The 12,843-nt window shown below is 72.5% G+C and carries 10 protein-coding genes; 1 reads left to right on the top strand and 9 read right to left on the bottom strand.

The features are described 5' to 3' along the window. Positions 1-7: 7 nt before the first annotated feature. The 4 genes from DEI85_RS07260 to DEI85_RS07245 all read right to left on the bottom strand — a co-directional run bounded on the left by DEI85_RS07260 (position 8) and on the right by DEI85_RS07245 (position 4,069). The gene (locus tag DEI85_RS07260; RefSeq protein WP_181419979.1) at positions 8-1,342 is read right to left on the bottom strand and encodes a M50 family metallopeptidase; all 1,335 of its coding nucleotides are present in this window, start codon (positions 1,340-1,342) and stop codon (positions 8-10) included. A 124-nt stretch (positions 1,343-1,466) separates the two neighbouring features. Continuing rightward, a complete protein-coding gene (dxr, locus tag DEI85_RS07255; RefSeq protein ID WP_111123640.1) occupies positions 1,467-2,579 on the bottom strand; it encodes a 1-deoxy-D-xylulose-5-phosphate reductoisomerase in 1,113 nt (370 codons plus the stop codon). Between the two features lie 2 nt (positions 2,580-2,581). Next, entirely contained in the window at positions 2,582-3,553 is a 972-nt protein-coding gene (locus DEI85_RS07250) for an FKBP-type peptidyl-prolyl cis-trans isomerase (protein ID WP_110858997.1), read from the bottom strand. Between the two features lie 6 nt (positions 3,554-3,559). Beyond that, on the bottom strand, positions 3,560-4,069 hold the full coding sequence (locus tag DEI85_RS07245) for an OsmC family protein (protein ID WP_111123639.1): 510 nt from the start codon (positions 4,067-4,069) through the stop codon (positions 3,560-3,562). Between the two features lie 34 nt (positions 4,070-4,103). On the opposite strand from DEI85_RS07245, the gene DEI85_RS07240 reads away from it, so the two are divergent. Then, the gene (locus DEI85_RS07240) at positions 4,104-5,096 is read left to right on the top strand and encodes an asparaginase (RefSeq protein ID WP_111123638.1); all 993 of its coding nucleotides are present in this window, start codon (positions 4,104-4,106) and stop codon (positions 5,094-5,096) included. Between the two features lie 51 nt (positions 5,097-5,147). Here DEI85_RS07240 and DEI85_RS07235 read toward each other — a convergent pair whose 3' ends face one another. The 5 genes from DEI85_RS07235 to DEI85_RS07215 all read right to left on the bottom strand — a co-directional run bounded on the left by DEI85_RS07235 (position 5,148) and on the right by DEI85_RS07215 (position 12,840). Continuing rightward, complete coding sequence (locus DEI85_RS07235; RefSeq protein ID WP_111123637.1) at positions 5,148-5,909, bottom strand: hypothetical protein; 762 nt, start codon at positions 5,907-5,909, stop codon at positions 5,148-5,150. A gap of 64 nt (positions 5,910-5,973) precedes the next feature. Further along, entirely contained in the window at positions 5,974-7,986 is a 2,013-nt protein-coding gene (locus DEI85_RS07230; protein WP_111123636.1) for a zinc-ribbon domain-containing protein, read from the bottom strand. Then, positions 7,983-10,460, bottom strand: coding sequence for a transglutaminaseTgpA domain-containing protein (locus tag DEI85_RS07225; protein WP_111123635.1), 2,478 nt, complete (start codon positions 10,458-10,460; stop codon positions 7,983-7,985). The genes DEI85_RS07230 and DEI85_RS07225 overlap by 4 nt, the downstream gene beginning before the upstream one ends. Beyond that, the gene (locus DEI85_RS07220; protein ID WP_258376345.1) at positions 10,457-11,770 is read right to left on the bottom strand and encodes a DUF58 domain-containing protein; all 1,314 of its coding nucleotides are present in this window, start codon (positions 11,768-11,770) and stop codon (positions 10,457-10,459) included. Before DEI85_RS07220 ends, DEI85_RS07225 begins: the two co-directional genes overlap by 4 nt. Before the next feature lie 98 nt (positions 11,771-11,868). Then, a complete protein-coding gene (locus DEI85_RS07215; protein ID WP_110859004.1) occupies positions 11,869-12,840 on the bottom strand; it encodes an AAA family ATPase in 972 nt (323 codons plus the stop codon). Between the last annotated feature and the right edge of the window lie 3 nt (positions 12,841-12,843).

The following is a 12,843-nucleotide window of genomic DNA, read 5'->3' as shown; positions in this document are numbered from 1 at the left end:
GGCAGCCCTACCCGAAGAGGTTCACCGGTCGAACGATGTCGGCGTAGATGAGCAGGGCGCTCATGCCCGCCAGCAGCACCACGACCACCATCGTCAGCGGCATCGTCTTCGCCAGGTCGATGGGCCCCGGGTCCGCCTTGCCGACGAGCTTGAACGAGCGTCGCTTGATCGCTTCCCAGAGCGCACCCGCGATGTGTCCGCCGTCGAGGGGCAGCAGCGGCACCATGTTCAGCACGAACAGGCCGATGTTGAGCGAGGCCAGCAGCCCGAGGATCGTGTACGCCTTGTCGACCACGGGGACACCGCTCATCGACGAGACCTCGCCGATCGCACGGCCCACGCCCACCACCGACACGGGGCTGTCCTGCGACCGCTCCTGGGCACCGAACGCGGCGTTCCACACCGCGACCAGGCGCTGCGGCAGGTCGATGATCAGGTGCGCCGACGCCGCGATCTGGGCGCCGGTCGCGGGCAGCACCTCGGCCGGGGACTGCCGCACCAGGGACTGCCCGATGCTCACGCCGACCACGCCGACGCGCTGGGTCTTCGTGGTGCCGTCGTCGTTCTCGACGACCTTGCCCTCGGCGTCGTAGACGTCGCGGGTGGCGGTCGTCGGGGTGATCTCGAGGGTCTTGCGGGCGCCGTCGCGCTCGACCACCACGGTGACCTGCTCACCGGCGGACTCCTGGAACACCTCGGAGACGCGGGTGATCGTGGGGTCCTGCTCGCCGTTCACCGAGAGCACGACGTCGCCGGACTCGATACCCGCCTGCTTCGCCGGCGACACGGCGTCGCCGGGCGAGCACTCGGTCGTCCGGCTGTTCGGCAGCACGCACCCGACGCTCGACGTGAAGGTCGTGGTCGGCGCCCCGAACCCGCACAGCAGGACACCGAACAGCACGATGCCGATCACCAGGTTCATGGCCGGGCCCGCGACCATCACGATGATCCGCTTCCACGGCGTCAGGCGGTAGAAGGCACGGGAGTCGTCGCCCCCGGAGTCCGCGATCTGCTCGGCGCTGGCCTGGCGGGCGTCCTGCACGAACGCGCCGTACATGCCGGTGTTCGTGATGGCGTTCGCCCGGCCCGAGGCGCGCGGCTTGAGCATGCCGACCATCGAGATGTACCCACCGAGCAGGATCGGACGGATCCCGTACTCGGTCTCACCCCGCTTGAACGACCACATCGCCTTGCCGAAGCCCAGTGAGTACTGCGTCACCTTGACGTTGAAGAGCTTCGCGAAGGACAGGTGCCCCAGCTCGTGGAGTCCGATCGAGACCAGCAGGCCGATGATGAAGACGACCACGCCGAGGACGAAGAGCAGGACGGATTCGACGGTCACCGGGAAAGAGTACGGGACTGATTCCATGACGGAGCCGAGCGCCGTCTGAGAGGTGATCAGGGCCTCCCGTCCGTCGCCGTCCGCGGTCTGCCGCCTCCGCGTCGGACGGGAGGCGCGACTCGCGTCAGCGGGTCAGCGCGCGGTCCGCAGCGGTGCGCGCCCACTGCTCCGCCGCGAGCACGCCGTCGAGTGACGGCTCCCCCGCGGTGTGCTCCTCGACGATGCGCTCGACCGTGTCGACGATGTCCAGGAAACCGATCGCGCCGGCGTGGAACGCGGCGACGGCCTGCTCGTTCGCGGCGTTGAACACGGCCGGGAACGTCCCGCCCAGCTCGCCCACCCGCTTCGCGAGGGCGACGGCGCCGAAGGCGTCCTGGTCGAGGGGCTCGAACGTCCACGTGCTCGCGGTCGTCCAGTCGAGCGGCACGCCGACACCCGGCACCCGGTCCGGCCAGGCCAGGCCGAGCGCGATCGGCAGGCGCATGTCCGGCGGCGACGCCTGGGCGATGGTGGAACCGTCGACGAACTCGACCATCGAGTGCACGATGGACTGCGCGTGCACGGTGACGTCGATGCGGTCGTACGGCACGTCGAAGAGCAGGTGGGCCTCGATGACCTCGAGCCCCTTGTTCACCAGGGTGGCGGAGTTCGTCGTGACGACGAGCCCCATGTCCCAGGTGGGGTGCGCCAGCGCCTGGGCAGGGGTGACGTCGCGGAGCTGCTCGCGGGTGCGCCCGCGGAACGGGCCCCCGCTCGCGGTGAGGACGAGCCGCTGCACCTCGGTGTCGACGCCGGCGCGGAGCGCTTGCGCGATCGCGGAGTGCTCGCTGTCGACGGGCACGATCTGACCGGGCGCCGCGGCCTGCTGCACGAGGGAGCCGCCGACGATCAGGCTCTCCTTGTTCGCGAGGGCGAGCGTGGCACCGCTCTCGAGTGCGGCCAGCGTCGGACCGAGCCCGACCGAACCGGTGATGCCGTTGAGCACGACGTCGGCCTCGACGCTCCGGACGAGCCGCTCCGAGTCGGCCGCTCCGAACGCGGTGTCGCGCACGCCGAAGCGGGCGGCCTGCTCGGCGACGAGATCGCGGTTGCTGCCGGCGGTGAGGCCGACGACCTCGAACCGGTCGGGGTTGCGGGCGACGACGTCGAGCGCCTGGGTGCCGATCGAGCCGGTGCTGCCGAGGACGACGATGCGTCTGCGGTCCGGACCGGTGCTGCCGGGGCGGCCGTCCGTCACGGTCAGCCCTTGGCGAGGATGTCGACCACGAAGACGAGCGTGGCGTTCTTCGGGATGCCCGAGCCCTCCTGCGGGTTGGCGCCGTAGGCGTCCTCCGGCGTGGCGACGATCAGGACCTGTGAGCCGACCTTCTGCCCGACGAGCCCGGTGACGAAGCCCTTGATGAGTGCGCTCTCCGACACGGTGAAGGTGGTGGGGACGCCCTTCGACCACGAGGAGTCGAACTCCTTGCCGGTGTCGTAGACGACGCCCTTGTACTGCACGAGTGCGGTGTCGCCGTCGGCGATCTCGGTGCCGTCGCCCTGCTTCAGCACCTCGACCGTGGTCTTCGTGGGCGCCTTCACGCCGTCGGGGACCGTGATCTCCGGCTCACCCGAGGCCTTGTCCTCGACCGTGGGCAGGGCCGGGTCCTGGTCCCGCGGGGTGCCGGTCGCCTTGGTCGGCGTCTGCGCGACGACGTCCGCGACCACGACGATCTCGCCGCCGGTGTTGAAACCGAGTGCGGAGGACTGTCCGACCGCGGCGATCCGGTCGCCCACCTTCGAGCAGGCGAGGAGCGCGCCGAAGCCCGACCCGCCGACGGACAGGACCTGCGGGTTGCCCTCGTCGAAGCCGACGGTGCCGAGCTTCTTGGCGTCCGACGTCTCGTACACGCTGTAGGACACCTGCGCGTAGTCGCCCTCGTCGAGCGCCGCGCCCTTCCCCTTCACGAGCCGGGTGGCCTGCGGCGTCTTCGCGGACAGGCCCGAGGCGAACTTCACCGTCGGGGCCTTCGTGCCACCGAACGACCCGGTCGCCTCGACGGCGTCGGAGGACTTCCCCGGGTCGGGGCAGGAGGTGATCGCCGAGGCCGTGGCACTGGCCGACGGGGTCGGCGAGGCCGAGGACCCGTCCGAGCCGGAGCCGGAGCAGGCGGCGAGTCCCAGCACGACGGCGGGGACGATGGCGATCGGGAGCAGGCGGAGACGCTTCACGAGGACCTAGTCTGCCCCACCAGTCGAAGAGTCCCCTGCCAATGACGCAGGTCGGACGACCAGCTGCGGCTCGTGGTGCACCGGGAACGCCACGGACCGCGCGATGAAGCAGAGCTGGTTGGCGGTGACGTGTGCGGCTTCGGCGTCCTCGACGCGGTCGGCCTCGAGGATCGTGACGACCGGGTGCAGGGTCGCCTCGCTCAGTTCACCCGAACCGTCACGGTTCAGGCGGAGCGACGCGGTCGCGGTGTCCTGGTAGTCCACGACGGTGAAGCCCTTCGTGACCGCGACGTGCAGGTAGCTGAGCATGTGGCACTGGGCGAGCGCCGCGAGCACCATCTCCTCGGGGTTCCAGCGGTCACGGTCCCCGCGGAACGTCGGGTCGGCGGAGCCGGGGACGTCGGGCTTGCCCGTCGCCGAGACCACGTGTTCGCGGCCGTAGTCGCGGTACCCGGACGTGCCGGTCCCGCGGTCGCCGGTCCAGCTGACGGAGACCTCGTAGGAGTGGTCGTGCACGGGTGCGCCCCTTCGCCTTGGCTAGCATGGCGGCATGACGGTGAGCCCCGAAGTCCGCAGTGATCGCCATCCTCTCACCGCCGACGGTTCCGTCGAGCTGGCGGTGCTCGAACGCTCAGGGTTCGACGAGAGCCGACACGTCGGCGCCGGCGTCGTCGTCGACGCGACCGGCACGGTGATCGACTCCGTGGGCGACGTGACGGCGAGCATCTACCCGCGTTCCACCATGAAGCCGTTCCAGGCCCTGGCGGTCCGACGTGCCGGTGCGCTGTTCTCGGACGAGGAGCTCGTCCTCACCACCGCGAGCCACGCCGGTACCGCGGCGCACCAGGCGCTCGCCCTGCACATGCTCGAGTCCTTCGACCACGTCGAGGCCGACCTCGGCTGCCCGCCCGACATGCCGTTCGACCGCGGCACCGCCCGCACGATGGACGGACCCCGCCGACTGGCGATGAACTGCTCCGGCAAGCACGCCGGCATGCTCGCGGCCTGCCGGGTGAACGGGTGGGACGAGGCCACCTACCTCGACATCGAGCACCCGTTGCAGCAGCGGGTGCGTTCCGTGGTCGAGGAGTACACGCACGAGACCGTCGACCTGGTCGGCACGGACGGCTGCGGCGCCCCCGTGTTCCCGCTGACCCTGACGGGGCTGGCACGCGGGTTCGCCGGCGTCGTGGCACGGGCCGACGACGACTCCGCCGCGCTGACCGACGCGGTCCTGGCGCACCCGTGGGCGATCGACGGCGTCGGGCGCGCGAACACGGTCACCATCGAGCGGCTGCAGGTGCTGGCGAAGCTCGGTGCCGAGGGCGTCATGGTCATGGGGTTGCCCGGCGGCGCCGCGGTGGCGGTGAAGGTGCTCGACGGCTCGCAGCGGGCCGGCACCCTGGCAGCACTTGCCCTGCTCGAGCGGAACGGCCTCGTGGCGTCCGACGGTGTGGCCGAGGTGCTCGAGGCGACCGGTGAGCGGGTGCTCGGTGGTGGCGTCCCCGTCGGTGCGGTGCGCGCCGGCGCCGGGCTGCGCTGATCCGTCGCGAGTGCTGTTCCTCGGTCGGCGCTGATACCCGGGCCGCGCTGGTCATCGGACCGCACTGACGGGGTCGGGGGCGAGGACCGGCAGCGCCGGGGACACGCGGACGACCCCGTGGCCGTCGAGTCGACGGACGGAGCAGCCGTACCGCGAGACCTCGACGGTGACGTCCCGGTGTCGGGGCGCTGCTCCGAGTCCGGGGACGAGCACCACCGTGCCGAGCGGTCGGCCGTCGGCGCCCATCCACACCGCGATCGAGGTCCCCGACGGAAGGGTCTCCGCTGACGGCGTGCTCGGGCTGGTCGGGGCCGGATCGTCGCTGCCGGAGCCCGCTGCGTCGAGGAGTCCTGGCGCGACGGCCCATCGCAGATCGTCGTCGGCGTGGACGGCAGCGGCTCGGAGCTGCTCGGCGAGCCCGCGGAACACCGCGACGGCGAGTGCTCCGGCACCGACGACCACCACGTGGGACCCGGCGTCGACGCGGAGCAGGTCACCGCCCGGCCCGTGCCCGAGGACGAGTGCCGGCAGGCCGTCACCGTCCTCGGGGGTCGGTCCCGTCGGCTGCTCCGGCGAGCCGAGCGGATCGGCCGCGGCGGGTTGGTCCGGCCCGTGCGGCGCAACGACCTGGGCCGGACGGGTTCCGGGATCCGGCGGCGCCGACTGGTGCAGCACCACGTCGACCAGGGCGCAGCACGCACCCGCCCCGAGCAGGACGGTCTGCCCCGCGCCACCGATCGGCGCGAGGACGCCGGCCACGACGAGCGCGACCGCGGCCCCCACGATCACACAGCGGGCGGTGAAGCGGGTCATGTCCCCATCGCACCAGGTACGAAGGGCCCAGCGCTGGTCCGCGACGGGTCTGTGGAGAAGTCGCCTACTGCACGAGGAAGAACTGCTCACCGATGTCGACGCGGGCGCCACGCTCGACGCGGTACCGCCGACCGGGCTCGCAGCGGCGGATCGATCCATCGATGTGCCGGACCACCGTGCCGTTGCCGGAGAACCGGTCGGAGACCCACAGATCGTCGCCGTCGCGGCCGAGCTCAAGGTGGGTCTTCGACACGGACTTGCCCGGGTCGTGCACGGTCAGCAGGTCGTCGTACCGCTCCCCCGGCTGCGGTCGCGGCAGGCGTCCGAGCAGGCCGGTGCCGTGCACCCCGAGCCGTTCACCCGTGCTGAAGTGCAGGACGAACGGCGCCCGGGTCGGGGTCTTCGCGACGATGCGGGTCTCGTCGACGTCGTCGTCGTCGGCGGCGTCGTCGTCGGCGGCGTCGTCGTCGTCGAGCGCATCGGCTCCGGCGTTCGACTCCGACCGGCTCGCCGCCGGGAACGGCAGCGCGGGTCCGGTCGCTCCGGGGATCGGGGGCAGCGGTGCAGCCAAGGGCGCACCGGTGGTGGTGGCGGACGGCGCGGAGGACGGGACGGTCGCGGAACCGGGCACCGGCGGGAGTGGGGTGCGCGGCACGGCGGACGCCTCGGGCTCGCCCACCGGGGCAGCGTGCGCCCCTCGGGGGCGACGGCCCGCACCGGACTGCTCGACCCCGGCGCGGAGCGACTCGTCGTCCACCCGGACCTCGTCGTTCGGCTCGTCGCCCTGCTCGTCGCGTGCAGTGATCTCGTCGGAGCTGTTCTCGTCGGAGCCGCTCCCGTCGGACTCGTCCGAGCTCGCGGACTCAGACGATCCACCGGCCGGCTCGTCCGCATCGTCGGTCGTTCCGGACGTCTCGGTGCCGTCAGACCCCTGGGCGCCGTCAGACCCCTGGGTGCCGTCGGATCCCTCTGCTGCCCAGTCGGGTCGGGTCATCGGCAAGGGCATGACGGGGCCGGTGAAGGCCGCGGTGACCGCCGGGCGGACGGCTCCGCACTCGCCGCAGAAGATGTCGTCGGGCTCGAGCCGGTTGCCACAGACGTGGCAGATGGTCGTCTCGTGCATGCCGGGGGTGACGAGCGGGGCCGGACGCGGCGGCCGTCGATCGATGAGCGGCTCGACCACGGCGGTGTCCCCGGGCTGCGGGGGCGACACGACGGCGGGGCGGTCGTCTGCGGCACTCGTCTCCGACGCCGCCACGATCACCTCGTCGCGCTCCGGCTCGGAGCCGGCCTGGGCATCCTGTTCGCGCTGTGCGCCCTGTGGTTCCGACGCAGGAGCCGCGGCGCCTTGCTCGGCGGCCGGTTCGGCAGCTGCTCCTGGCACCGGCGGAACGACCGGCTCGGACGGCGTCTCGGCAGCCGGGGTACCGCGGCCCACCCACCAGGACGGACCGGCGGGTGCCGCTGGGGGTGCGGTGGCGGCTGGCGGCGCCCACACGGGCAGAGCGGGCTCCGCGGGGTGCGGAGGTGCGACGGGCTGCTGCGCCGTCTGCTCAGGAGCGGGCGACGCGGCATCACGCACCGGGGTCGCGGGCGTCGCTGGGCGACCGGGAGCCGGGGCGATGCGGGTGCGCTCGGGATCGTCGGCGTCGAGGGGCTCGGACGGGTAGGCGTCGGGGTCGAGAGCCGGCTCCGGATCCGACTGGCCCGGCGCACCCGACCAGTCCCCGAGTCCGGATCCGGCGCCGTGCACGTGTGAGGGCGCCTGGCGCGGTGCGAAGTCGTCGGGACGCTGCACCGGCACGGGTGCCGGCGGTTCGGTTCCACGGCGGTCGGCACCGGTGAGCCAGGCGCGGGTGGCGGGATCGAGCGTGGCTTCGGGCAACCAGGCGTCGGAGGCCGGGTCGGACCGTCGGCCATGGGCGTCGGGCTGCTGCAACGGTGGCGGCGGTGCCTGTTCGACGGGGGTCGGCGCGACCGGGCGACGGCTCGCCGCGGCGGTGACCGCGCGTCCGCACTCACCGCAGAAGATCGCTCCGTCCGGGAGCATCGATCCGCAGTGTTCGCATCTGATCACGTGGTGCCTCTGTCCTCACTCGGCCGTCCACGACGCTCGTCCGGCCTCTGGACATCGTAGTCGCCGTGCCCCGACGCAGTCTGGCCGTCGGTCACACGACGGGACCGTGGCGTCGGACGACGCCCGGTTCCCCGCAGCGACCGGAGTGACACGGCGGTGCGGAACCGTTCCCGACGGCTCCGCCCGGTCCGGAGCGAAGCGATCGCGTCGTCCGTCGCCGCCCACATGCGATCGGCGGTCGTCTGGTCGGCGTCGCTCGGACCGAACACCGCACGGTCGGCCAGTGCCGCGAGTCCGGCGCCGCCGTCACCCGGTGCACCGACCACGGCTTCACGTCGGGTGGCGGAACGCCGCACGTCGTGCCCGCGGTCGAGCAGCGCGTCGCGGTACTCGTCCCAGGCACCGACGATGCGACCCCGGTGCGTGGTGGCGTTCCGTCGTCGTCGCCGTCGCAGTCGCTTCAGCAGCACGATCACGGCGAACGGCAACAGGACGAGTGCGACCACGCCGAGGGTCCCGAGGGCCCAGGGCAGCACGGCGAGCAGGATCCGGAGCCAGAGCGGCTGCACCGGCGGCGTGTTCCGGTCGCTCTCGGGCGGCGTCTGCTGGTCCTGGTCCTGCTGGTCCACCGGGGGCGGCGGCACGACCGTCTCCGGTCGGGTCACCGGCTGCGGGGTCTGCTGCTGCTCGTCCGGGATCTCACGCACCTCGGGGTTCGGGTTGAGCATCACCCACCCCCACTGCGCGGTGTCCACCTCGATGCGTGCCGTGACGTCGGACCCACGGAAGGTCGTCGTCCCGCCACGCGCTGCGGTGCCGTCGCTGCCCGAGTCACCCCCGGCCGTGAAGCCCATCACGACCCGCGCGGGGAACCCGAGCTGGTCGGCCATCAGCGCGGCCGCCGCGGCGTACTGTTCCTGGTCACCGATCATCAGGGGCGCGGTGAGGAGCTCCTGGACGCGGTCGGCGCCGTGGCCGGACCGACTCATCCGGTCGTCACCGACACCGTGACTGACGTACCCCTTCCGCTGCAGAGCCTGCACCGCGGCGAGGAGCTTCGCGCCGGGTGCCGACACGTCCTCCGTCGTCGACTCCACGGTGTCGCGCACGGCGTCGGGGACGTTCCGGGCGGTGGGAACCGCGGCGCTCCCTGGCCGCGCGGTGGCCAGCTGCCGTTCCGTCGGCTGGTCGGGCAGCACCGCCGTCAGGTCGTAGGACGTGCCGTCCCCCACTCCGCCGACCACGGCGCCGGTGCCGGTCGATCCGTTGTAGAAGAAGGCGCCGCGCTCGTCGTCCGCGTCCTGCCCGGTGAACTCCACGCGCTCCAGGGCGCCGACCGTCGGCAGCCACACACCGCGGTACCCGTCGACCGTCACACCGACGTCGACCGTGGTGCCCCGGACGCCACGGACGTCGACCGCGGTCGGCACGCGTTCGAAGGTGCCCGAGCCCGCCGAGCCGTCGGCGCCGCCGACCCGGTAGACCACGCCGTCGTAGGTGTCGAGCGTCGCGATGCGGACGAACCCGCCCTCGGGCAAACCGGTCACCCGGAGCTGGATCGCGTCCGAGGCAGTGGATTCCTCGTAGGCGCGGAACCCGCTGAGCGGACTGACGTAGTCGCGGGGGTCGAACGGCTTCACGACGTCGGTGCGCGCGACGGTGCGGTCACCGGAGGGCGGTGCGACCAGGCCGAGGCCGGTCGCGACGACCGCCGCGGCCACGATGGTGCCGGTGCCCACGAGCGCGGGTCGGACGATGGACCGTGCGACCGGCACCCGTGAACCGATGGTGGTCGCCACGGCGACCGCACGACGCGCGTGCCGGACCGTCAGCGCCCAGACGAGGGCGAGACCGACCAGGACGACCGCCGTCACGATCGACGTGTCGAGCCGGCTCGGCCCGACGACCACCCCCACCGCGAAGAGCACCAGCGCCGGGATGCTCGCGAGTTCCTGCCGGGAGGCGCGGGTCGCCACGCTCACGGCGGTCACCGTCGCCACGAGCAACGTCACGAAGTAGGGCACGAGGAGCGCTTCGTAGGAGCCCACCGGGAGGCTGATGGTCACCAGCTGCTTCCAGCCGAGGGCGACGCCGGCGAAGAGGTCGAGGAGTCCGTGTCCGGTGGGCAGCAGGCCGTTCGCCTGGCTCGGCACGGCGGCGGGGACGCCGGTCAGCGTGAACGCGGCGACGGTCGCGATCGCCACGACGGCCGTCGGGAGCCTGAGCAGGGTGCCGAGGAGCGCGACGATCGTGCCGATGACGATCGCGGTGACCGCGGCGGTGATCATCGCGCCGTCCCGGTACACCGGCCACCAGGACGTGCTCGCGACGGCCAGCAACAGCCAGACCGCCAGCGTGCCGCCGGCGAGGCGGAACGGGACGAGCCGACGGGCATCGCGACGGTCGGATCGTCGGGTCGAGCGTCTCGCCCGGTCCGCCGCAGGGGCCGTGTTGGTCACGGGTGCGGCGCTCACGCTGCCGACGCCGATCGGTGCAGGGCGTGCCGGAGGTCGTCCAGGTAGCCGATGGTCATCACGGTCAGACCCGCGACACGCAGGAACCGCGGCTGGGCCTCGGGCTCGCAGATCACCGCGACGACCTCCACCCCGACGGGGAACCGCGTGGCGGCGAGTCGGAGCGCGGGCAGGCCGACGGTCGAGCCCACGACGAGGAACGCGACGGAGATGCCGTCGGTGTCGCTCCCGACGATCCGGGAGACCTCGGCGATCGGCAGGCACGCGTCGGCGAGGCCGACCGAGGCGAAGTCGTCGAGCAGGCGCGTCGGCGTGACGGTGGGGAGCGTCCGGACGGCGTACACCGCACGCTTCGCGAACTCCGGCGTGCGCTGGGACACCACGACCGAGACCTCACGGCCGTCGCGGATCGCCCGCGCACCGAGGGACGCGGCGGCGCTCACCGCGAGCTCGAACTCCTCGTCGTCGGCGAACTCACCGCGAGCGATGCCGAGCGCGACGACGAGGTGCGAGCGACGGGTGTCCTCGAACTGCCGGACCATGAGCGCGCCGGACTTCGCGGTCGACTTCCAGTGGATGGTGCGCGGGTCGTCGCCGGGCATGTACTCGCGGATGGCGTGGAAAGCGATGTCCGCGGGCGACAGGTCGGTCGTCGCCTGCCCCTCGAGGTCACGCACCAGGCCTGTGCTCGTCGACGGGATCGCGATGGTGCGCGGGTGCACGATGACCTGCTCGCGGGCGGTCCAGACGAGCTCACGGCGGACGAGTCCCACCGGGTCTGCGCGGACCCCCGTCACGGGCCCGACGTCGAGCACCCCGCGGCGGAGCGTCGGGACCGGGACCTGGCGCTCGAAGGTGCCGTGCGGCCCGATGGCCGGGATCGCGACGTCGACCAGCCCTGATCCGACCGGCACCTCGACGGTGGTCGGCACCGACGGCAGGCGCGTGGGGTTCTCGGCCGTGATGATCACGCCAGCGTCGTCGCCGACCGCCACACGGTGCTGCGGCAGCCGCATCCGGATCGCCAGCCGCGACCGGCCGATCAACGCCACCGCAGCGACCACCGCGAGCACGGCGCCGGCGAACCCGACGACGACGACCTCCCGCAGGCCGAACCGGTAGCCGGCCACGAACGCGACGAGCGTCAGCGCGGCGACCGTCCACCCGAGCCCGGTGACGACGGACGAGACCTCGCCCCGGAGACGCAGGACGAGCCTCCAGGCCGTTGCCCAGAGCCGGACGATCCCGATGACCGCATCCGCTGCGACGCCCTCGCGGTCACCGACGATCCTCGTCCGGACGTTGGTCATGCCGGTGACCGTCCCCGTGCGCTCGTACGCCGCTGTGCCACGACGCGACCGCGTCGAGGACGGACGGCGTGAGCGCGTGGAGACGGGCCGGCGGTCCGTCACGTCGTGACTCGGTCGGCGGGCGGCGGGGTCTCCACCAGGAGCTGCGCGATGACGCTCGGTGCGCTGACGCCGTCGAACTCGGCCTCGGCGTCGAGCACCAGGCGGTGCGCGAGGACCGGGACGGCCAGCGCCTTCACGTCGTCCGGTGTGACGTAGTGGCGACCACTCAGCGCCGCGAGGACACGGGAAGCACGGATCAGACCCATCGCCCCGCGGACGCTGACGCCGAGTCGGACCTCGCTCGCGGAGCGGGTCGCGTCCACCAGGCGGGCGACGTAGTCGGCGATCACGGCGTCGACGTGCACGGTGCGCGCCAGGGCGGCCATCTCGGTGATGGTCGCGGCGGGCACGACGCTCGCCAGCGGGACTGACGCCGACGGAGCCGACGAGGTCTCGAGGATCTTCACCGTCGCGGCGTGGTCGGGGTAGCCGATGGACGTCTTCATGAGGAAGCGGTCGAGCTGCGCCTCGGGCAGGCGGTAGGTGCCGGCCTGCTCGATCGGGTTCTGGGTCGCGATGACCATGAACGGCGCAGCGAGACGGTGGTTGACGCCGTCGACCGTGATCGCGGACTCCTCCATCGCCTCGAGCAGCGCGGACTGGGTCTTCGGGCTCGCTCGGTTGATCTCGTCGGCGAGCACGATGTTCGCGAAGACCGGCCCGCGGTGGAAGTCGAACTCCTGCGTCCGCTGGTCGTAGACGCTGATGCCGGTGATGTCGCCCGGCAGCAGGTCGGGGGTGAACTGGATGCGGTTCGTGGAGCCCTGCACGCTCTGCGCCATCGCTCGGGCGAGGCTCGTCTTGCCCGTGCCGGGGACGTCCTCGAGGAGCAGGTGCCCCTCGCTGAGCATCGCCGTGACCGCGAGACGGATCACGAACGTCTTCCCGAGGAGCACCTGCTCGACGTTGGTCACGATGCGGCCTGCGACGTCGGCGAACCAGGTGGCCTGCTCCGGGGTCATGCTCATGCG

Source organism: Curtobacterium sp. MCBD17_026, assembly GCF_003234895.2.
Classification (GTDB): Bacteria; Actinomycetota; Actinomycetes; order Actinomycetales; family Microbacteriaceae; genus Curtobacterium; species Curtobacterium flaccumfaciens.
Note: the sequence above shows the minus strand (reverse complement) of the source record. Positions and strands in the feature narration are given on the sequence as shown.

Bases quoted from the DNA above. Each gene is read 5' to 3' on its own strand.
- DEI85_RS07240 (WP_111123638.1), top strand. From the start codon at position 4,104: ATGACGGTGAGCCCCGAAGTCCGCAGTGATCGCCATCCTCTCACCGCC.
- DEI85_RS07235 (WP_111123637.1), bottom strand. From the start codon at position 5,909: ATGACCCGCTTCACCGCCCGCTGTGTGATCGTGGGGGCCGCGGTCGCG.
- DEI85_RS07220 (WP_258376345.1), bottom strand. From the start codon at position 11,770: ATGACCAACGTCCGGACGAGGATCGTCGGTGACCGCGAGGGCGTCGCA.
- DEI85_RS07215 (WP_110859004.1), bottom strand. From the start codon at position 12,840: ATGAGCATGACCCCGGAGCAGGCCACCTGGTTCGCCGACGTCGCAGGC.